The sequence below is a fragment of the Clavibacter michiganensis genome (assembly GCF_002151125.1).
GTDB classification, from domain to species: domain Bacteria; phylum Actinomycetota; class Actinomycetes; order Actinomycetales; family Microbacteriaceae; genus Clavibacter; species Clavibacter michiganensis_C.
Map to the genome: position 1 here is coordinate 266,969 of NZ_MDJZ01000016.1, position 19,634 is coordinate 286,602.

At 73.1% G+C, this 19,634-nt stretch carries 20 protein-coding genes; 7 read left to right on the forward strand and 13 right to left on the reverse strand.

All coding sequences use genetic code 11. The annotated features are described in order from the left end of the window. Nucleotides 1-36: 36 nt before the first annotated feature. Nucleotides 37-1,230, forward strand: a complete 1,194-nt coding sequence (locus tag BFL37_RS10675; RefSeq protein ID WP_086515093.1) for a glycosyltransferase — start codon at nt 37-39, stop codon at nt 1,228-1,230. 40 nt (nt 1,231-1,270) lie between these two features. Here BFL37_RS10675 and BFL37_RS10680 read toward each other — a convergent pair whose 3' ends face one another. After that, nucleotides 1,271-1,984, reverse strand: coding sequence for an SDR family oxidoreductase (locus BFL37_RS10680; RefSeq protein WP_086515094.1), 714 nt, complete (start codon nt 1,982-1,984; stop codon nt 1,271-1,273). Nucleotides 1,985-2,056: 72 nt separating this feature from the next. Here BFL37_RS10680 and BFL37_RS10685 point away from each other — a divergent pair, with 72 nt between their 5' ends. Beyond that, complete coding sequence (locus BFL37_RS10685; protein WP_241533966.1) at nt 2,057-2,536, forward strand: MerR family transcriptional regulator; 480 nt, start codon at nt 2,057-2,059, stop codon at nt 2,534-2,536. A gap of 21 nt (nt 2,537-2,557) precedes the next feature. Here BFL37_RS10685 and BFL37_RS10690 read toward each other — a convergent pair whose 3' ends face one another. Beyond that, nucleotides 2,558-2,920 (reverse strand): hypothetical protein, encoded by a 363-nt coding sequence (locus BFL37_RS10690; protein WP_015489162.1) that lies wholly within the window; start codon nt 2,918-2,920, stop codon nt 2,558-2,560. An 88-nt stretch (nt 2,921-3,008) separates the two neighbouring features. Between BFL37_RS10690 and BFL37_RS10695 the strand changes: the two genes are divergently transcribed. The 4 genes from BFL37_RS10695 to BFL37_RS10710 all read left to right on the forward strand — a co-directional run bounded on the left by BFL37_RS10695 (nt 3,009) and on the right by BFL37_RS10710 (nt 4,991). Continuing rightward, nucleotides 3,009-3,530 (forward strand): MarR family winged helix-turn-helix transcriptional regulator, encoded by a 522-nt coding sequence (locus tag BFL37_RS10695; RefSeq protein WP_086515095.1) that lies wholly within the window; start codon nt 3,009-3,011, stop codon nt 3,528-3,530. Between the two features lie 89 nt (nt 3,531-3,619). After that, nucleotides 3,620-4,042 carry an organic hydroperoxide resistance protein gene (locus BFL37_RS10700; RefSeq protein ID WP_086515096.1) on the forward strand — a complete coding sequence of 141 codons (423 nt, stop codon included), beginning with the start codon at nt 3,620-3,622 and terminating at the stop codon, nt 4,040-4,042. Further along, nucleotides 4,042-4,449, forward strand: coding sequence for a DoxX family protein (locus BFL37_RS10705; RefSeq protein WP_086515097.1), 408 nt, complete (start codon nt 4,042-4,044; stop codon nt 4,447-4,449). The genes BFL37_RS10700 and BFL37_RS10705 overlap by 1 nt, the downstream gene beginning before the upstream one ends. A 137-nt stretch (nt 4,450-4,586) precedes the next feature. Further along, complete coding sequence (locus tag BFL37_RS10710; protein WP_086515098.1) at nt 4,587-4,991, forward strand: VOC family protein; 405 nt, start codon at nt 4,587-4,589, stop codon at nt 4,989-4,991. A gap of 10 nt (nt 4,992-5,001) precedes the next feature. On the opposite strand, the gene BFL37_RS10715 is transcribed toward BFL37_RS10710, so the two are convergent. The 8 genes from BFL37_RS10715 to BFL37_RS10750 form a co-directional block, all read right to left on the reverse strand. Further along, nucleotides 5,002-6,126, reverse strand: coding sequence for an epoxide hydrolase family protein (locus BFL37_RS10715; protein WP_086515099.1), 1,125 nt, complete (start codon nt 6,124-6,126; stop codon nt 5,002-5,004). Between the two features lie 137 nt (nt 6,127-6,263). After that, nucleotides 6,264-7,196, reverse strand: a complete 933-nt coding sequence (locus tag BFL37_RS10720; RefSeq protein WP_086515100.1) for a MerR family transcriptional regulator — start codon at nt 7,194-7,196, stop codon at nt 6,264-6,266. A gap of 73 nt (nt 7,197-7,269) precedes the next feature. Then, on the reverse strand, nt 7,270-8,328 hold the full coding sequence (locus BFL37_RS10725; protein WP_172403797.1) for an ABC transporter permease: 1,059 nt from the start codon (nt 8,326-8,328) through the stop codon (nt 7,270-7,272). Further along, nucleotides 8,325-9,416, reverse strand: coding sequence for an ABC transporter permease (locus tag BFL37_RS10730; protein ID WP_086515101.1), 1,092 nt, complete (start codon nt 9,414-9,416; stop codon nt 8,325-8,327). Before BFL37_RS10730 ends, BFL37_RS10725 begins: the two co-directional genes overlap by 4 nt. Then, entirely contained in the window at nt 9,413-10,987 is a 1,575-nt protein-coding gene (locus BFL37_RS10735) for a sugar ABC transporter ATP-binding protein (protein ID WP_086515102.1), read from the reverse strand. The genes BFL37_RS10730 and BFL37_RS10735 overlap by 4 nt, the downstream gene beginning before the upstream one ends. A gap of 97 nt (nt 10,988-11,084) precedes the next feature. Then, nucleotides 11,085-12,089: an ABC transporter substrate-binding protein gene (locus tag BFL37_RS10740; protein WP_086515103.1), complete on the reverse strand. Its 1,005-nt coding sequence runs from the start codon at nt 12,087-12,089 to the stop codon at nt 11,085-11,087. Between the two features lie 180 nt (nt 12,090-12,269). Further along, a complete protein-coding gene (locus BFL37_RS10745; RefSeq protein ID WP_086515104.1) occupies nt 12,270-13,973 on the reverse strand; it encodes a sugar ABC transporter ATP-binding protein in 1,704 nt (567 codons plus the stop codon). Between the two features lie 124 nt (nt 13,974-14,097). Continuing rightward, entirely contained in the window at nt 14,098-15,120 is a 1,023-nt protein-coding gene (locus BFL37_RS10750; RefSeq protein ID WP_086515320.1) for a LacI family DNA-binding transcriptional regulator, read from the reverse strand. Nucleotides 15,121-15,380: 260 nt separating this feature from the next. Here BFL37_RS10750 and BFL37_RS10755 point away from each other — a divergent pair, with 260 nt between their 5' ends. Continuing rightward, complete coding sequence (locus tag BFL37_RS10755) at nt 15,381-16,337, forward strand: manganese catalase family protein (RefSeq protein WP_086515105.1); 957 nt, start codon at nt 15,381-15,383, stop codon at nt 16,335-16,337. 130 nt (nt 16,338-16,467) lie between these two features. On the opposite strand, the gene BFL37_RS10760 is transcribed toward BFL37_RS10755, so the two are convergent. From BFL37_RS10760 to BFL37_RS10770, 3 genes are read right to left on the reverse strand one after another with little or no spacing between them, the layout of a single operon-like run. Then, complete coding sequence (locus BFL37_RS10760) at nt 16,468-17,706, reverse strand: metal-dependent hydrolase family protein (RefSeq protein WP_241533971.1); 1,239 nt, start codon at nt 17,704-17,706, stop codon at nt 16,468-16,470. Next, on the reverse strand, nt 17,703-18,182 hold the full coding sequence (locus BFL37_RS10765; protein WP_193791026.1) for a GAF domain-containing protein: 480 nt from the start codon (nt 18,180-18,182) through the stop codon (nt 17,703-17,705). Before BFL37_RS10765 ends, BFL37_RS10760 begins: the two co-directional genes overlap by 4 nt. Next, a complete protein-coding gene (locus BFL37_RS10770; protein ID WP_086515106.1) occupies nt 18,179-19,585 on the reverse strand; it encodes an MFS transporter in 1,407 nt (468 codons plus the stop codon). The genes BFL37_RS10765 and BFL37_RS10770 overlap by 4 nt, the downstream gene beginning before the upstream one ends. Nucleotides 19,586-19,634 lie beyond the last annotated feature (49 nt).

A 19,634-nucleotide genomic window follows, 5' to 3' on the forward strand; every position in this document is an offset into this window, starting at 1 on the left:
CGTCGGCCTCACCGCCGTCGGGCCCAGACTGGGGGGATGCGCCTCATGCTGATCACCGCCGGCACCCGGGGCGACGTGGAGCCCTTCGCGGCCCTGGCGCGACACGCCGCATCCCGCGGCCACGAGGTGCGCCTGGCCCTGCCCGACGACGCGGTCGCGCCCGCGGGCGTGGAGGTCGTGCGACTCGGCCTGGACGCACGGCGCGTGCTCTCCCCGGCCGGCCGCACCCCCTGGGCCCTCGCCCGCCACCTGCGCACGGAGGTGCGGCCCGCGATCCGGCGGATGCTCGCCGCCGCGGTGCGGGAGACGGTCGCCTTCCAGCCCGACGCGGTGGTCCACCACCCCCTGATCCTCAGCGCGCCGATGGCGGCGGACGCGCTCGGCGTGCCCCGCGTGCTGGTGGAGTTCGCGCCGGTCGCCACCCCCAGCGACCGCTTCCCCGCCGCCGGGGGTCCCACGGCCACGCGCGACCTCGGCGCGCGCAACCGGTCCACCTACGCCGTGCCGCGTGCCGCCGGGCGCCTCTTCGACGGCGACGTGGCGCGCGCGGCGTTCGCGCTGCCGACGGGCGCGCGTACGGGCCCGCGCTCGTCGTCGCGCGCGACGCTCATGGCCGTGAGCCCGCAGCTGCTGCCGCGGCCCGACGACTGGCCGGAGCGGATCCACCAGACGGGGGCCTGGTACGAGGAGGCGCCGGCGTCGCTGGATCCGGTGGTCGAGGAGTTCCTCGCCGCCGGGCCGTTCCTCGTCGCCTCGTTCGGATCGATGGCACCTGGGGACGCGTCGGCGCGGGGCCGGGCGATCGTCACAGCCGCCCGCGCCCACGGCCTGCGGGTGCTGCTCGTCACCGGGTGGGGCGGGCTCGCGCTGCCGGCGGAGTGCCAGGGCCCCGACGTGCTGGCGGTGCGGGCGGCGCCCTTCGACCAGGTGCTGCCGGGCGCGGCGCTCGCCGTGCACCACGGCGGGGCCGGGACCTCCCACGCCGTCGCCCGGGCCGGCGTGCCCGCCGTCGTGGTGCCCGTCACGGCCGACCAGCCGTTCTGGGCCGCCCAGCTGCACCGACAGGGGGTGGCCGCCGCCCCGATCCCGCTGCGCCGCCTGTCGGTCGACGCCCTCGTGCCTGCGATGGGCGACGCCCTGTCCCGACGCGCGCGGGCGGCCGAGGTGGGCGGGACCATGCGGCGGGAGTGCGGGGTGCATCAGGCGCTCGACGTGCTCGAGGCCCTCTGACCCGGCGACCGCTCGCCGGGCCCCGCGCCGCCGACGCCGGTCAGCCGAGGATCGCGCGCATCCTCTCGTAGAACGGAGTCGGGTCGCCGGCCAGCGAGTCCTTCACCATGCGGCTCCAGTCGTCGACGACGACCTCGACGGATCCCGCGACCACGCCGTCGAGCGACGCCCGGGCCACGTCCCGCGGCGCGATCATCGGGCCGTCGTAGCCGGCCATGATGTCGGTGTCGGCCGCGCCGAGGTGCACGCCCTGGACGAGGGTGCCCTGCCCGGCGAGCTCCAGGCGCACCGCGTTCGTCATGTTCCACTCGGCCGCCTTCGCCGCCGCGTAGCCGCCGTTGCCGGAGGTCGAGAACCACGACAGCGCCGACAGGATGTTGACGATCCCGCCGCCGCCGTTCGCGGCGAGGACCGGCGCGAAGGCGCGGATCACGCCGAGCGTCCCGTAGAAGTGGGTGTCCATCTCGCGGCGGATCTCCGCCATGTCGCCCGTGATGAGCGCGGCGCCCGTGGAGATGCCCGCGTTGTTGATGACGAGCGTCACGTCCGACGCGGCCTCGGCGGCGGCGGTCACGGACGCGGGGTCTGTGAGGTCGAGGCGCAGCACCTCGACGCCGGGGATGTCGATGGCCTCGGGTCGGCGCGCGGTCGCGTAGACCTTGCGGGCGCCGCGCTCGAGGAGCTCCTCGACGAACTGGCGGCCTATGCCGCGGTTGGCGCCGGTGACGAGGGCGACCTGATCCTGGATGTCCATGCGTGCTCTTCCTCCTGCCGCCCGCGTCGGATGCGCGGTGCGGCGCGGCCTACGCTAGGAGTTGACGTCGACGTGAAGGGCAAGTCCGCCCGGCGGATCGACGGGATCACCACCACGAGGGAAGAGGGCGGCATGCTGCGGATCGGCGACGTGGCAGGACGCGCGGGCGTGAGCACCCGGGCGCTCCGGTACTACGAGGAGCAGGGCCTGCTGCCGGCCGAGCGCACCGCGAGCGGTCAGCGCGTCTACCCGGAGGCGGCCGTCGAGCGCGTGCAGCTCATCCAGCGGCTGTTCGCGGCGGGATTGCCGAGCCGCACCATCCGCCAGCTGCTCCCGAGCGTCGACAGCGGCGTCGCGGCGCCCGAGTCGCTCGCGCTCCTGCGCTCCGAGCGCGACCGGATCACCGCGGCCATCGCCGAGCTCGAGCGCGCCCGCGAGGAGCTCACCCGGGTCATCGACATCTGCCTCCACCCGACGCCCGAGCACTGCCCGGCGCTGCGCGAGGGCGGGCCGGCGTACGAGGCCGATCGCGAGGAGGGCGTCGCGGCCTGACCGGTCGGGTCCGCGAGGCGGCTACGGCCGCTCGTCGACCACGCCCACGAACCGGCTGCCGATCCCGTCGACCTCGCGGCGCGCCAGCCCGAGCGCGGGCTCGGGCAGCTCGTCGGGGGAGTGCCGCTCGCAGGAGAGGTAGCTGAACTCCGGCCACCACTTCTTCGGGCGCACGGCCTCGGTGAAGCCGCACACCTCGCACGTGAGCTGCACCCAGACGGGCCGCTTGCCGGTGGAGTTGGCGCGGGACTGCGCGAGCCAGGCGGGCGGATCCTGGTCCATCGCGGCGATCTCGGACTCCGGGACGCGCCCCGGGATGCCGTGGCGCGTGGCCATCTCCAGCGGGATGCCCAGCCGCAGCGCGGCCTCTCGTCTCGTGATCATGTCGCTCCAGGGTACGCGGCGGCGCCCGCCGCCTGGGCATCGGCCGAGATGAATTGCGCACAACTTTGTTCCGTGCCAGAGTCGACCCATGCCCGAGACCGAGATCCGCCCGCCCGCCGACGAGACCGCGCCGCCCGCGCGCATCGCCGACGAGCTGGTGTGCTTCTCGCTCTACACGGCCTCGCGGTCGACCACCCAGGCCTACCGCGCGCTGCTGGCGCCGTGGGGCCTCACCTACCCGCAGTACCTGGTGCTGGTGCTGCTGTGGTCGGGTGACGACCGCACGGTCACCGAGCTCGGGCAGCAGCTCGACCTCGACTCGGGCACGCTGTCGCCGCTGCTGGCGCGGATGGAGGAGGCCGGCTTCATCGCCCGCCGCCGCGTCTCCGCCGACCAGCGCGTCGTCACGGTGTCGCTCGCGGAGCGCGGCCGCACCGTGCGGGCCGAGCTCGCGCACGTGCCCGCGGCGATCGTCCGCGGAATGGGCCTCGACCTCGACCGCGCGCGCCAGCTCCTCGCGGCCCTGCACCTGCTCACCGCGGGGATGCAGGAGACCGCGGCGGAGGCGCTCGCGCATCCGCCGGCCGTGTCACCCCGCCCGACCCCCTAGACCCGCACCACCTGCCGGGGCCCGGCATCCGCCGCAGCCCGCATCCCCCACGGCCGCCACGAGCGGCCCGAACGGAAGGAAAGATCAAGATGAGCGCCCTCTACACCGCCGAGGCCCTGGCCACCGGGGCGGGCCGCAACGGCCACGTCGCCGTGAGCGACAGCGACCTCGCCCTCGACCTCGCCATCCCGAAGAGCATGGGCGGATCCGGCGACGGCGCGAACCCCGAGCAGCTGTTCGCCGCCGGCTACGCCGCGTGCTTCCACTCCGCGCTGCAGGGCGTCGCCCGCGGCCGCAAGGTCTCCATCGCCGACTCCAGCGTCGGCAGCCGCGTCAGCATCGAGTCGAACGGGCAGGGCGGCTACCAGCTCGCCGTGCACCTCGAGGTCGTCATCCCCGGCGTCGAGCACGACCTCGCGCAGGAGCTCGCCGACCAGGCCCACCAGGTCTGCCCCTACTCGAACGCGACCCGCGGCAACATCGAGGTCGTCGTCACGGTCTCGGACGACTGATGGCCGGCCTCGCCCGCACGTCCTTCCCGCGAACCGCCGCCCGCGTGGTGCTCGGCTCGTTCCTCGCGTTCGCCGGCGTCTCGCACCTCACCGTCGCGCGGGAGGAGTTCCGCGCGCAGGTGCCGAAGTCGCTGCCGGTGCCCGAGGACGTGACCGTCGTCGGATCCGGCGTGGCCGAGATCACGCTCGGCTCGGCCCTGCTCTTCGCGCGCTCTCGCCGCGGCCTCGCGGGCTGGGCGGCCGCCGCGTTCTTCACGGCGATCTTCCCGGGCAACATCGCGCAGTACGTGCACAAGCGCGACGCCTTCGGCCTCGACACCGACGGCAAGCGCCTCGGCCGGCTGTTCTTCCAGCCGGTGCTGATCGCGGTCGCGCTGTGGTCGACGGGGGCGCTGAAGAAGCGCTGACCCGACGCACGGCCCGCGACGGCCACCGGATCCCGCAGGGGAACCGGTGGCCGTCCGTCTTGACGTGCACGGGCGCGCGTCGCCAGCATGGGCGCACCCGCATCGCCCGCGGTCCCTGCGTCTCGAAGGAGAGACCCGTGCCCATGATCTTCGTCAACCTGCCCGTCACCGACCTGCCCCGCGCCATCGCGTTCTACGAGGCGGTCGGCTGCACCGTGAACCCGGACTTCAGCGACGAGAAGGCCGCGTGCCTCGTCGTGGAGGCCGACCGGAGCGCGTTCATGCTCCTCACGCGGGACTTCTTCCAGTCGTTCCTCGACGTGCCCGTGGGGGATCCGTCGTCGAGCGCGGCGGCGATCACCGCCGTCATGCTCGACAGCCGCGCCGACGTCGACGCGCGCGCGTCGGCTGGCCTCGCGGCGGGCGGATCCGAGCCCCGCCCCGCCGTCGACCTCGGCTTCATGTACCAGCGCCAGCTCCGCGACCCGGACGGCAACGTGATGGAGCTCGGGCACATGGATCCGGCCCCGGCGGGCGCCTGACCGGACGTCGCTACCGCAGCGTCCGCAGGAACGCGCGGATGTCGTCGGCCAGCAGGTCCGGCTCCTCGTGCGGCGCGAAGTGCCCGCCGCGCGGCATGGTCGTGTACCGCACCACGTCGTAGGTGCGCTCGGCCCAGCTCCTCGGCGGGTGCACCAGGTCGTGCGGGAAGACGGCGACCGCGGTCGGCACCCGCACGCGCGAAACCGGTGCGGTGCGCCCGGAGCCGTACGCGAAGTACGGGCGGAACGAGGTGCCGATGGATCCCGTGAACCAGTAGAGGGACGCGAGCGTCAGCAGGTGGTCGTCGCTGAAGACGCGGGACACGTCGCCGCCGCAGTCGCTCCAGGCGCGGTGCTTCTCGAGGATCCACGACAGCAGGCCCACGGGCGAGTCCTGCAGCGCGGGCGCGAGCGTGAGCGGACGCGTCTGCTGCTGGTGCTCGTACGCGCCCTCCGCGGCCTCCCATGCGCGCACTTCCTCCTGGTACTCGCGCTCCTCGTCGCTGAGCGTCGCCTCGTCGAGGTCGTGCGGTGCGTGGACCGCCATCAGGTGGATCCCCGCGACCGCCTCCGGGTGCGCCTCCGCCAGCCGCGACGTGATCCCCGCGCCGAGGTCGCCGCCGTGCGCCGCGTACCGCGCGAAGCCCAGCTCCGCCGTCATCAGCCGGTGCCAGAGCTCGTGCGTCGGCTCGTCGATCCGCGGCCGCGGCGGCGAGAACGGGAAGCCGGGGAGCGCCGGGACGATCACGGTGACCGCGTCGGCCGGATCCCCGCCGAAGCGCGACGGCGACGACAGCCGCTCCGCGAGCGGCACCAGCTCGAGCGCGGAGCTCGGCCAGCCGTTGGTGAGGATCACCGGGAGCCCGCCAGCCTGCTCCGCCTCGAAGCGGAGGTAGGAGACGGGCGTGCCGTCGAGGTCGGCGCTCGCCCACGGCAGCGCCCGGATATCGCGCTCGCGCGCCCGCCAGTCGAACCCGTCCGCCCAGACCGCGGCGAGGCGGCGGAGCAGGGCCTGGTCCGCGCCGGCCTCCCACGGCTCCACCGGCCACGGGGCCGCCCAGCGCGTGCGGCGGATCCGGTCGCGGAGGTCGTCGAGGTCGGCGTCGGTGACGTGCATGGGGAACGGGTGGGTCATGGTCGGTCCTCGTTTGCGGGTAGGCGAATTTCTAGCTTTAGTGCGCTTTATCCGATGGTCCTAAAGTTCGGCAGCCGTCGATGAGTCGCCGGGTCGAGGCCACGGGCTGCGCGGGTCGTCGCCCGTAACTCTGACGCCTAAGCCTCGTCCAGGTGGAAGACGCCCATCTCCACCAGCAGCTCCTGGCAGCGGAGGCGGGCGGGGGAGAGGTCGTAGGGCATCCGCGTGAGGGCCTGCGCCGCGGTCAGGGATCCGTGCCCCCGGCCGGGACCGGCGCCGGGCTCGTCCTCGCTGCCGTCGGAGTCGTCGGGGTGCAGCCGCTCCCACTCGTCGAAGAGCGCGTCGTCCTCCTCGTGCTGGCCGGACTCCGTGATGGTCGCGTGCAGCGTGCGCTCGAACGCGAACCGCTCGGCGGCGGCCTCGGCGACGCGGGGGTCGTCCACCGCGACCGTGTCGTCGAGCGCCTCCTCGGCGGCATCGACCCGGTCGGCCTGCGCACGGAGCTCCGGGTGGGTGGCGAGCGCGACGGCCCGCGAGGCGTGCACGGCGGCGCCGAGCGGGCCGAGCATGCGCTCCATCACGAGGAGGGCGTCGAGGTCGGCCGGCCGCACGGATCCCGCGGGCAGGTCGTCGAGCCGACGTGCGACGAAGTCGGAGAGGAGCCCGAGCCGGCTGCCGCGGGCGCGCATGCGCTGCACGGCGGTGCGCTGCCGACCGATCTCCGCCTCGCGCTCCGCGAGCGAGGCCTCCAGCCGCTCCAGGATCCCGTCCACGTCGGCGTGCCCCTCCGCGTCCGGGCCGCCTGACCCGGAGGAGACCTCAGCGGGGCCCGCGCCGGCGAACGCCTCGCGGATGTCGCCGAGCGGGATGCCGGCGTCGGCGGTCCGCAGGATCCACAGCAGCCGCATCATGTCGTCGTGCCCGTAGCGCCGACGGTCGTCGGCGCCGCGCTCGGGCTCCGGCAGCAGGCCGACGCGGTGGTAGTGGCGGATCGCCCGCGGGGTGGTGCCGGCGAACGCGGCGGCGTCGCCGATCTTGACCGAGCGGGGCGGGGTGAGGGACGTGTGCATGGACGGGCCTTCCTCGTCGTGACGTGTGATCCCACTGGACCACATGACGTCACGTCACCTGCAAGCCCTGCGGCTACGTCCGCCGCCCCCTCGCCATCACGGCCCGCTGCAGCAGTACGAAGACGAGCAGGATCCCGCCCGTGATGATCGTCGTCGCCTCGGGCGGGATGCCGCCGTCGCGCGTGATGAGCACGTTCATCAGGCCCAGCACGAGCGCGCCGACGACCGAGCCGAGGACGAAGCCGACGCCGCCCGTGAGGAGGGTGCCGCCGATCACGGTCGCGGCGATCGCGTCGAGCTCCCAGCCGATGCCGGTGATGTTCTGCGCGCTGCCGAGCCGGGCCGTGTAGATCACCGAGGCGAGGCCCGCGAGCGAGCCGCTGATCACGTAGACGGCGAGCTTGGTGCGGCGCACGGGCAGGCCCATGAGCGCGGCCGACTGCTCGGATCCGCCGGTCGCGTACACGGTGCGGCCGAGGCGCGTGCGGTGCAGCACGAAGAACGCGACGGCCACCACCACGAGCGCGATGAGCACGCCCGGCGTCGTGACGACGTCGTTCACCTTCGGGCCGTCGACCACCTTCATGTTCGTGGCGAGCGAGCGCAGCGGCGACTCGTCGTCGAGGCGCTCGGGCACGGTGCTGAGGATGGAGGCGAGGCCGCGGCCGAGGAACATCATCGCGAGCGTCGCGATGAACGGCTGCACGTCGAAGAACTGGATCAGCACGCCCGAGACCACGCCGGAGGCCGTGCCGATGAGGATCATCAGCACCATCACCACCCACGGGTTCCATCCGGCGTTCGCGAGCAGCACGCCGGCGACGCTGCTGACGGCGACGATCGCGCCGACGGACAGGTCGATGCCGCCCGTGAGGATCACGAACGTGAGGCCCACCGCGAGCACGATGACGTGCGCGTTGTTGATGAGGAGGTTCGACAGCGTCGCGGCCTGCAGGATCCGGCCGTACGCGATCTCGCCGTAGGCCAGCATCGCGAGCAGGATCACCAGGGCGGCGACCGTCGGCAGCGAGTCGAGGCGGAGGCGCATGCGGCGGCGCGGCGGCCGGGGCGCGGCGCCCGGTCCCGGCGCGGGCGTCGGGGTCAGGGGCGGCTGGATCGTCGTGGCGCTCATGCGGGCACGGCCTCCTTCTCGGTCGGCACGGGGGCGGGCGCCGGCGGCCGGCGCCTCGTGAACAGCGCGCGGACGCGCCGGGACTGCAGGAGCACGATCGCGACGATCACGATCGCCTTGAAGGCGGGCGTGGCCGAGGAGGAGATGCCGAGGAACACGACGGTCTTGTCGAGGGTCGCGATGAGGAGCGCGCCGACGGCGGCCCCGAGCAGGTGGAACTTGCCGCCCGCGAGCGACGTGCCGCCGATGACGACCGCGAGGATCGCGTCGAGCTCCAGCTGGTAGCCGGTGCGGGAGACGTCGACGGTCATGACGCTGGCGGTGGCGAAGATCCCGGCGACGCCCGCGAGCAGGCCGCTCGCGATGTACGCGGTGAACAGGAGCGCGCGGCGGTCGAGGCCCGCGAGGCGCGCGGCCTGCGGATCCATGCCGATCGCCTCGATCATGAGCCCGAGGGCGCTGCGCCGCACGAGCACGGCCACGCCGATCGTGATCAGCACGGCCAGCAGGAACACCACCGGCAGCCCCACGAGGTAGCCGTTCGCGACCCAGCGGAACGGCTCGTTCGAGGCCGCCGTGTTCTGGCCCGCGGTGATGACCTTCGCGAGGCCGCGGCCGGCGAGCATGATCACGAGCGTGCTGATGAAGGGCTGCAGCCCCACGACCGAGACGAGCATGCCGTTCACCGCGCCGAGGATCCCGGCGATGAGGAGCGCGAGGCCCATCGCGCCGAGCGCGACGCCGAGCGAGTCGGATCCGGCCGCCTTCAGGAACTCCATGGACACGGCGCCGGCGACCACCATGATCGACCCGACGCTGAGGTCGATGCCGCCCGTGGCGACCACGAGGCACATGCCGACCGCGATCATCAGCACGGGCGCGGCGGCCCGGAGGATGTCGACGAGGTTGCCGACGAGGTTCCCCGTGTCCGGGTTCACCGAGAGCGCGAGGTAGCCGGGGTCCTTGGCCACGTTGATCGCCAGCAGCAGGACGATCGCGACCGTGCCCCAGAACCAGGGCCGGTGCAGCACGTCGCCGAGGCCGCGCGCGCGGGGTCGCCGCCGGGCGGTGGTCGTCGGGTCGCTCATCGGGTGGCCTCCTCGGGCGCGGTGTCGGGCACGGTCTCGAGCGCGATGTCCGAGGCGCCCTCCTCCGCGATGGCCGCGACGATCGACTGGGCCGTCACGTCGGGGCCGGCCTCGAGCTCGGCGATCTTGCGGTGGTCCTTCAGCACGAGGATCCGGTCGCTGAGGCGCACCACCTCCTCGAGCTCCGAGGAGATGAACACGACGGCGACGCCCGTGTCGGCGAGGGCGGCGACCTGCTCCTGGATCTCGGCCTTCGCGCCCACGTCGATCCCGCGGGTCGGCTCGTCGAGGATCAGCAGCTCCGGCTCGGTCGCCAGCCACCGGCCGAGCAGCACCTTCTGCTGGTTGCCGCCGGACAGGTTCCGGATGGGCCGGTCGGGATCCGCGGGCCGCACGTTGAGCTCGGTGAGGTACTTGGCGACGATCCGGTCCTTCTCCCTGCGCGGCAGCGGCCGGGCCCAGCCGCGCTTCGCCTGCACGGCGAGCACGAGGTTCTCCCGCACGCTGAGGTCGCGGATGATCCCCTCGTCGCGCCGGTTCTCGCTGGAGAACGCGATGCGGTGCTTGAGCGCCTTGGCGGGGGAGGAGATGGCGACGGAGCGTCCGTCCATGGTCACGGATCCGGTGTCGGGCCGGTCGACGCCGTAGAGGAGGCGCGCAAGCTCGGTGCGGCCGGATCCGAGCAGCCCGGCGAGCCCCACGACCTCGCCGCGGCGGAGCTCCACGTCGGTCGCGTCGAGCGAGCCCTTCCGCCCGATCCCCGTGGCCCGGTAGACGGGCTCGCCCGCGGCGACCTGGCGGGAGGCGCGCTCGCGGTCGAGGGAGCGGAGGCTCTGCAGGTCCTTGCCGATCATCAGGGCGATGAGGCCGGCCCGGTCGATCTCGCGGGTGAGGTGCTCGCCCACGAGCTTCCCGTTGCGGAGCACGGTGAGCCGGTCGCTGATCGCGAACACCTGGTCGAGGAAGTGGGAGACGAAGAGGATGGCGACGCCCTCGTCGCGGAGGCGCCGCATCACGCGGAAGAGGCCCTCGACCTCGTCGGCGTCGAGGCTGGAGGTCGGCTCGTCGAGGATCAGCACGCGGGCGTCGACGACGGTGGCGCGGCTGATGGCGACGAGCTGCTGCAGCGCGAGGCTGAGCGCGGAGAGCGGGGTGCGCGGATCCAGGTGGCCGAGCCCCACGCGCGCCAGCACCTCGGAGGCGGCCGCGTGCGTGCCCTTCCAGTCGATGCCGAACCGGCCCCGCCTCTCGTGGCCGAGCATGACGTTCTCGCCGATCGTGAGGTTCCCGCAGAGGTTGACCTCCTGGTAGACCGTGGAGATCCCGGCGGCCTGCGCGTCGGCCGTTCCGGAGAGGCGGCGCTCGGTGCCGCCCACCAGGACGCGGCCGGAGTCGATCCCGTAGACGCCCGTGAGCGCCTTGATCAGCGTCGACTTCCCGGCGCCGTTCTCGCCCATGAGCGTGTGGACCTCGCCGGGGAAGAGGCGGAGGTCGACCCCGTCGAGCGCCTTGACGCCGGGGAAGGAGATGGTGATGCCCTGCATCTCGACGATCGGGCTGGATGCCTGCATGGCGCGTGCTCCGTTCCTGCGCCGGCGTCGTCGCCGGCGGGTGGGGGAGGCGGGGCGGATGATCCGCCCCGCCTCCCGGTGTGGCCGTGCGGGCGGGTCAGAACTTGCGGTCGGGCAGCGCGGTGGCGGCCTTCTCGGCGGAGTCGAACACGTCCGACGGGACGACGATCGACGATTCGACGCTCTCGCCGTCGAGCAGCTGCTGCACGGCCTCGAGCGCGGTGTCGCCGAACAGCGGGTTGTACTCCGCGACGAAGCTGAGCTTGCCGTCGGCCAGCGCCTGGAGCGCGCCCCTGGTGCCGTCGATGGTCGCGATCTTCACGTCCTCGCCGGGCGTGAGGCCCGCCTCCTCGACGGCCTGGACGGCGCCGAGGCCCATCTCGTCGTTCTGCGCGAAGACCATCTGCACGTCGTTCGCGTTGGACTTGAGCACGGTCTCGAAGACGCTCTTCGCCTCCTCGGTCGACCAGTTGGCGGTCTGCGCGCCGACCTCCTCGAAGGAGCTCTCGGCGCCGATGACCTCGTCCCAGCCCTCGTTGCGCTCGTTGACGACCGAGACGCCCGCGGGGCCCTCGAGGGTGAAGTACTTGCCGCCCTCGGGGAGCGCGGTCTTCGCCCACTCGGCGACGGATCCGCTCACGGCGATGTTGTCGGGGGCGATGCGGGTCGCGTAGAGCGAGTCGTCGTCGGGCTCGATGCCGCGGTCGATGAGGACCACGGGGATCTCGGCCTCCTTGGCGCGCTCGAGCGAGTCCTCCCAGCCGGATCCCTCGGTGGCCGAGAGCAGGATCACGTCGACGCCCTCGTCGACGAACGACGTGAACGCGTCGATCTGCGACTTCTGGTCGTTGTTGGTGGCGGGCGCGTACTTGAGGTCGAACCCGGCCTCCTCCGTGAAGGTGTCCTGGATGTCCTTCTCGTTGGCCTGGCGCCAGGCGCCCTCGGGGCCGACCGCGACGAAGCCGACGGTGGCCGTGTCGCCGCCGCTGTCGGCGGCGCCGCCCGCCGTGGATCCGGTGCCGGAGTTGCTGTTGCAGGCCGTGAGGCCGAGGGCGATGACCCCGGCCGCGGCGATGGTGGCGATGCGCCTCTTCGTGGACATGTATCTCCTCCTTGAGATGTCGGGACGTCGGCGTCCCGTTCCGACCCGCGGGGGCCGGCCGTGCTGCGGTTGCGCGGGGTGCTGCCGCGTGGTGGGGATGTTACCGGTAACACTTCGGCACGCACAAGGGGACTGTTACCGCGAACATCCGCGCCGGTCCCGGGACAGCGTCGCGGATGGTCAGCCGCGCCGGGACGGCTCCCGCGGGAGGGGCGCGGGCGGCGTCGCGGGCATCCCGGGAAGCGTCGGCAGCGGGAAGTCCTCCTCGTCCTCATCGTCGGCGGGCGCGGCGATCAGCTCGACGATCGTGTCGACCGTCACGCCCGGGCCGTTGCTCAGCTCGCCGATCTTCTCCCGGTCCTTGAGCACCACGATCCGGTCGCTCACGCGCACAAGCTCGTCGAACGCGCTGGAGATGAAGACGACCGCCACGCCCTCGAGCGCGAGCTGCGCGATGTGCGCCTGGATGTCGACCTTCGCGCGGATGTCGACGCCGCGGGTCGGCTCGTCGAGGATCAGCACGCGCGGCCGGATCGCCAGCCAGCGCGCGAGCAGCACCTTCTGCTGGTTGCCGCCGGAGAGCTGGCCGGCGGGTGCCGAGGGGTCGGCGGGCGTGATGCCGAAGTGCTCGATGTGCCGCTCGACGAGGTCCTCGCGCTCGGCCTTGCCGAGCGGGTGCGCCCAGCCGCGCAGCGCCTGCAGCGCGAGCACGATGTTCTCCCGCACGCTCAGCTCGCCGATGAGGCCCTCGGCGCCGCGGTCCTCCGCGGAGAGCGCCACGCGGTTCCGGAGCGCGTCGGACGGTCGGTCGATCACGACGTCGCGCCCGCCGAGCGTCACCACGCCGCCGTCGGCCCGGTCGGCGCCCGCGAGCAGGCGCGCGAGCTCGGTGCGGCCGGATCCGCGGAGCCCCGCGATGCCCACCACCTCGCCCGGGTGCAGCTCCAGGTCCACCGGCCGCAGCATCCCCCGGCGGCCCACCCCGGCCGCGCGATAGAGCGGCGGTCCGACCGGATCCACGCGATGCGCCCGCCGCTCGGACCCGATGCGCTTGAGGTGCGCCACGTCCCGGCCGATCATGCGCGCGACGAGCTCCGCGCGGTCGAGCTCGTGGGGTAGGTGGTCGCCCTCCTTCACGCCGCCGCGGAGGATGGTCATCCGGTCGCTGAGGGCCAGCACCTGCTCGAGGAAGTGGGAGACGAACAGGATCGCGACGCCCTGGTCGCGGAGGCGGCGGATCACCTGGAAGAGCCGCGCCACGTCGTCGGCGTCGAGGCTCGACGTGGGCTCGTCGAGCACGAGCACGCGCGGCCGGTCGACCATGGCGCGCGCGATGGAGACGAGCTGGCGGCTGGCGGGGGAGAGGTCGGCGAGGCGGTCGCGGGGGTCGAGGTCCGCGAGGCCGAGCTCCGCCAGCATCGCCGCGGCGCGCGCGTGGGTGGCGCGCCAGGAGATGCCGAGGCGGCCGCGCACCTCGTGGCCGAGCATCACGTTCTCGCCGACGCTCAGGTTCTCGACGAGGTGCGACTCCTGGAACGCGGCCTGGATCCCGAGGGCGCGCGCGTCCGCCGGCCCGCCGAGCCGCACGGGCTCGCCGTCGACGAGGATCTCGCCCGCCTCGATGCGGTGCACCCCGAGCAGCGCCTTGATGAGCGTCGACTTCCCCGCGCCGTTCTCGCCGAGGAGCGCGTGCACCTCGCCCGGGTGCAGGTCGAGGTCGACGCCGTCGAGCGCGACGCCGTTCGGGAAGGCGACGGTGATGCCGCGCATGCGCACGGTGGGGCCGGCCGGGGCGCCGCCGTGCGCGGAGCGGGCGGGCACGGGCACGGGAGCGGCCCGCGGGCCGGTCGGGCGGATCGACGTCGATCCCCGTGCGTGACGCACCTGGTGCTCCTCGGGTTCCGGGCCGTGGCGGCCGCGTGCCGGGCGGTGCCCGACGTGCTCGACTGTAGCGGCCGGCAGGCGGGGCGGCGAGGGGTGGCGGCGGCGGATCCCCCGGGTGCCGGATTCAGTCGACGCGGCGGGCGGCGGCGCTGGAGTCGCGCACCACGAGCTCGGCCGGGAGGCGGCTCGACCGCGGGATCTCGCGCCCCTCGATGGCGGCGATCAGCACGTCGACCACGAGCGATCCGAGCGCGGGGAAGTCCTGCTTCACGGTCGTGAGCGGCGGGAGGAAGTGGCGCGAGACGGGGAGGTCGTCGAACCCCACGACGCTGAGGTCCTCGGGCACGCGGATCCCGCGGTCGTGCAGCCCGTGGATCACGCCGAGCGCCATCTCGTCGTTCGCCACGAACACCGCCGTGTACTCGGGCACGGTCGTGAGCCCCTTCGCGAAGTCGTAGCCGAAGTCGCTCGACCAGTCGCCGATCACGATGGGTCGCTCACGCATGCCCCAGGCCCGCGTGCGCGTGTGGAAGGCGCGCTCGCGGGCGCGCGCGTCGAGCCAGTCGAGCGGGCCGGAGACGTGCAGCACGTCGCGGTGGCCGAGCGACGCGAGGTGGTCGACGGCGAGCCGGGTGCCCGCGGACTGGTCCACCGAGACCGTGAGGAACGCCGGATCCTTCTCCGCCTTCACCACGAGCGTCGGCAGCCCGGTGGTGATGGTGCGGAGCACCGCGACCGACGACGAGCGCGGCGCGACCACGCACAGCGCGTCGACGCCCTGGCCGGTGAGGTGGCGCACGGCCTCCTCGGGCGTCGCGTCCTCGTCGTCGCGCAGCGCGAACGACGCGACCGAGTAGCCGCCGTCGCGGGCAGACCGCTCGATGGCCCGCAGGATGCTCGACGGCCCGAACTCCACCGCGCTCTCGATGAGCACGCCGATGCGCAGCGCCCGCTGCGTGACGAGCTGGCGCGCCGCGCTGTTCGGCCGGAAGTCGAGCTCGGCGACGACCTCGAGCACGCGCTGCCGGGTCGACTCCTTGACCTGCGGGTGCCCGTTGAGCACGCGCGACACGGTCATGTGGGAGACGCCCGCGCGCTCCGCGACCTCGCGGAGGCCGAGCCGCTCGCCGCCGCTCCTGACGCTCACCCGCACTCCATCCGGCATCCTCCGAGACGGCGACGGACGTCGCGCCCGCCGGGTCGCGGGCTGGTCGGATCTCCCATTGCTGCGCACACCCTACCGGGGCGGATCCGCGAGGAGCCGGGGTCGACGACCGCCGGACAGGCGCCCGCCCCTATCCGACGCGGCGGACCCTGGCAACCCCCTCCGCGCGCCCGGGCGCCGGGCGCCGGGCGGAGCAGGGTGAAGGGGCGACGGTTTCGCCGCATGAAGAAATAGGAGCACCTATGTACTTCCACGCACAGACCTGGATCAACGAGATCGCCGACGGCGAGCCCGACCCCGCCGCCGCCAACGCGCTGCAGGAGGGCCTCGGCGGCCAGTTCGGCGAGATGCGCACGATGATGCAGTACCTCTTCCAGGCCATGAACTTCCGCGGCGCCGCCGCCAAGCCGTACCGCGACCTGATCCAGGGCGTCGGCACCGAGGAGATCAGCCACGTCGAGCTCATCGGCACCACCATCTCGCGCCTGCTCGACGGCTCGCCCGAGTACAGCGGCAAGCTCACCGACCCGCTCGACACCCCCGGCAAGGGCGGGGCGACGCCGCTGAGCATCGCGCTCGACCACGGCAACATCCACCACCACCTCGTGGGCGCCCAGGGCGCGCTGCCCGTCGACTCGGCCGGCAACCCGTGGAGCGGCAGCTACGTCTACAACTCGGGCAACCTCCCGCTCGACCTCATCTACAACGTCATGCTCGAGTCGACCGGCCGCCTGCAGAAGTGCCGCATCTACGAGATGACCGACAACCCCGTCGCGCGCGCGACCGTCGCGTACCTCATCGTCCGCGACCAGGCGCACGAGAACGCGTACGCGAAGGCGCTCGAGACGCTCGGCGTCGACTGGGGCAAGCTCCTGCCGATCCCGAAGACCAACGCGGAGCAGTTCCCCGAGGTGAAGAAGCTCCTGGACCTCGGCCTCCAGAGCAAGCAGTACAGCTTCGACCTCGACGGCAAGAGCGAGGCCGGCCGGATCTTCCAGGGCGCGTCGCCCTCGAACGACGGCACCGACCTCACCGCGACCGAGCAGGCGCCCCAGGGCTTCCCGTCGACCATCGCGCCGGAGCGGCTCGAGGAGTTCGCCCCGGGTCTCGACAAGGACCTGCTGGCCCTCGTGCAAGAGACGGCAGAGCGCGAGCTCGCCGACATCGAGGCGTTCTACGGGCCGACGAAGACGGCCTGATCCGCGTCACCCGATCCACGCGGCGGCGCCGTCTCCTGCGGGAGGCGGCGCCGCCGTCGTCGTGCGCGGGGGCCGGGCCGGCGACGCGTCGGCCCGCGGGGAGCAGGCTCGCCGCGACGGAGGCGTTCCGCTACCGCACGATCCCCGACTGCACGACGGAAACCAAGTGCCGGTCGATGTCCGCGAGCACGTCTACGTCGTCGACCGGATCCGCGTCGAGCACGAGCATGTCGGCGATGGCGCCTTCGGTGACGGTCCCGAGCTCACCGGTCATTCCGAGGAGGTCGGCCGCCGTGGTCGTCGCGGCCCGGATGGCGTCGATGTTCGGCTGGACGCGGGCAAGCAGCCGGAACTCCTCGTTCTGGTGCCGGTGCATCCCGCCGAGCAGGTCCGAGCCGTAGGCGAGCCGCACCCCCGCGACGTGGGCGCGGCGGATCGCCTCCAGCCCGGTCTCCAGCACCGTGTCGACCTTCTCCCACATCGACTGGGTCAGGCCGAACTCGCGCCCCTCCTCCTTCAGCGCCCAGTAGGTGACCAGGGTGGGCACGAGGTAGGCGTCGTGCTCGAGGAAGAGGGCGATGCTCTCGTCGTCGAGCAGATTGCCGTGCTCGATGGATCGCACCCCCGCCCGGAGCGCACGGTTGATGGCCCGGGCCGTGTAGGCGTGCGCGGCCACGTACCTGTTCGCCGCGTCTGCCTCCTCGACCGCCGCCGCCATCTCGCCGACGGAGTACTGGGTGGAGTCGATGCGGTCGGTCGGGGACGACACCCCTCCCGAGGCCATGATCTTGATGTGGTGCGCGCCCTTGCGGATCTCGTCGCGCGCCGCGGCCCGGACCGCGTCCGGCCCGTCCGCGACCTTCCCGATGCCGCAGCATCCGCGGGATCCGGGCTCGTGGTCCTCGCCGCGCAGCCGCATGTCGCCGTGGCCGCCCGTCTGGCTGAGCGCGTGACCGCAGAAGTGGATGCGCGGGCCGGCGAGCAGCCCCTCCTCCTGCGCCTGCGCGAGCCCGTGATCCGCGCCGGACATGTCGCGCACGGTCGTGAAGCCGCGGCCGAGCATGTCGCGCATGATGCGCGCGCTCTGCGCGACGACGTAGGCGGGGCTGTTGCGCTCGAGCTCGCGGAAGTCGGCGCTGAAGGCGACGACGTGCACGTGCGCGTCGATGAGGCCGGGCATGACGAACCGGTCGGTCGCGTCGATGACCGCGAGGCCGGCCCGGTCCAGGTCGGGGCCGACCTCTCGGATGCGGCCGTCGACGATGCGCACGTCCGCGCGACGCCAGGTCCCGTCGGCGACGTCGAGTACGTTCCCGCCGACGACGACGGCGGATCCCGTCAGGGCGGGGGAGGAGAGGGCGCTGGTCACAGGGATCCTTCCGTGGATGCTTCCGGGCGGGTGAACGCGGCGGTGAGGGCCGACCCGCAGTCCGCCACCACCGCCTCGACGGTGGCGACGGACGAGGAGTCGTAGCGCCCCTCGGCGTCCAGCACCGCGAGCGTGCCGACGACGCGGCCGCCCTCGATGACGGGGGTGTTGATGACGGCGCCGCAGCCCAGCGAGCGGATGAGGTCCATGTCCGCGAAGACCGCGGCGACCTCGGCGTCGGTCGCGCCGAGGAAGGCGCGCTTCTCCTCGATGACGACGTCGAGCCAGCTCCCCGACACCTCGAGGGACTTCTCCGCGTCGAGCGGGTACAGGTCGGGGTGGCTGGTCGCGATGCGGCGGAGCGCGCGCCGCTCGGGATCCCACCGGAGCACGGTGAACAGGCGCCAGCCGACGGCCTCGTGGATCCGGTCGGCGACGTCCGCGAGGACCGGGTCGTGCCCGGCGACGACCGTCACCGGGTGCCCTGCACGGCGTCGGAGCGCTCGCCGGTGCCGCCCGCACCGCCCGTCTGCTGGATGTGCTCGAGCGACAGCCCGGAGGTCTTGACCCCGAACACGATCACGGTGATGACGCCGGCCGCGAGGACGGCCGTCGTGAGCCCGAACACCCCGCCGAAGCCTAGGGTCGCCGAGAAGACGCCGATGATCGTGGGCGCGAGGATGCTGCCGATGCGCCCGACGGCGCTCGCGAACCCGCTGCCCATGGCGCGCATCCACGTGGGGAAGAGCTCGGGCGTGTAGGCGTAGACGCCGGCGTAGGTGCCGTTGAGGAAGAAGGAGAGCACGGCCGCGGCGGTGACGATCATGGCCGGGTCGTTCGACTGGCTCAGCCAGTACGCGCTCACGGCGGCGCCCATGAGGTAGATCGCGATGGTGTGCTTGCGGTCGATCTTGTCGTTGAGGAACGCGGCCGAGAAGTACCCCGGGATCTGCGCCAGGTAGATGATGATCGAGTACTCGAAGCTCGTCGTGACGCTGATGCCGCGGCCGATGAGCAGGGTCGGGATCCACGAGAAGAACCCGTAGTACGAGAACGTGATCGAGAACCAGACCACCCAGATCACCGCGGTGCGCCGCCGCAGCGGCTTCGCCCACATGGCCTTGAGGGCCCGCGGGATCGTGACGGCGTGGCGGTCGGTCTCGGGCTCCGGCGCGTCGTCGGCCACCGGGGGCAGCGGTCGCTTCGTGGAGGCGGTGACCTTCCGCTCGAGCGTCGCGACGACCTGCTCCGCCTCGGCGGTGCGGCCCTGGCTCAGCAGGTAGCGCGGGGACTCGGGCAGCGCCCGCCGCCACCACAGGAGCAGCAGGATCGGGACGGCCGTGATGACCTGCGCCCAGCGCCAGCCGTCGTCCCCGATCGGCACGATGAACCGGCCGATGAGGGCGGCGAAGACGAACCCGAACGAGAAGAATCCGGCGAGGCTCCCGATGAAGGCGCCGCGGCGCTTGGGCGGGATGAACTCGGAGATGAAGGGCGCGATGATCACGCTCTCGGCTCCCGCGCCGACGCCGGCGAGGACCCGGGCGACGAGGAACACGCCGTAGCTCGGCGCGAGCGCGGCGACGATCGACATCACCGTGTAGAACGCGAGCGCCCAGAGCATCACCCGCTTGCGGCCGAACCTGTCGCCGAGCCAGCCCGAGAGGATCGCACCGAAGAAGAACCCCAGCGGGGTGGCCGAGCCGACGAGCCCCAGCTGCGCGGGGGACAGGTCCCAGACCCCGGCGATGCTCGGGAGCACGAACGCGATGATCGCGCCGTCCATCCCGTCGAACGTGTAGCCGAGCCCGCCGATGAGGAGGAGCGCGTAGTGCGGTCGGCTGAGCGGCAGCCGATCCAACCTGCCGATGATGGACATGCGGTCCCCGCGTTCTGCTTGTGTCGATGGGTGTATTCGTGCAAATGGA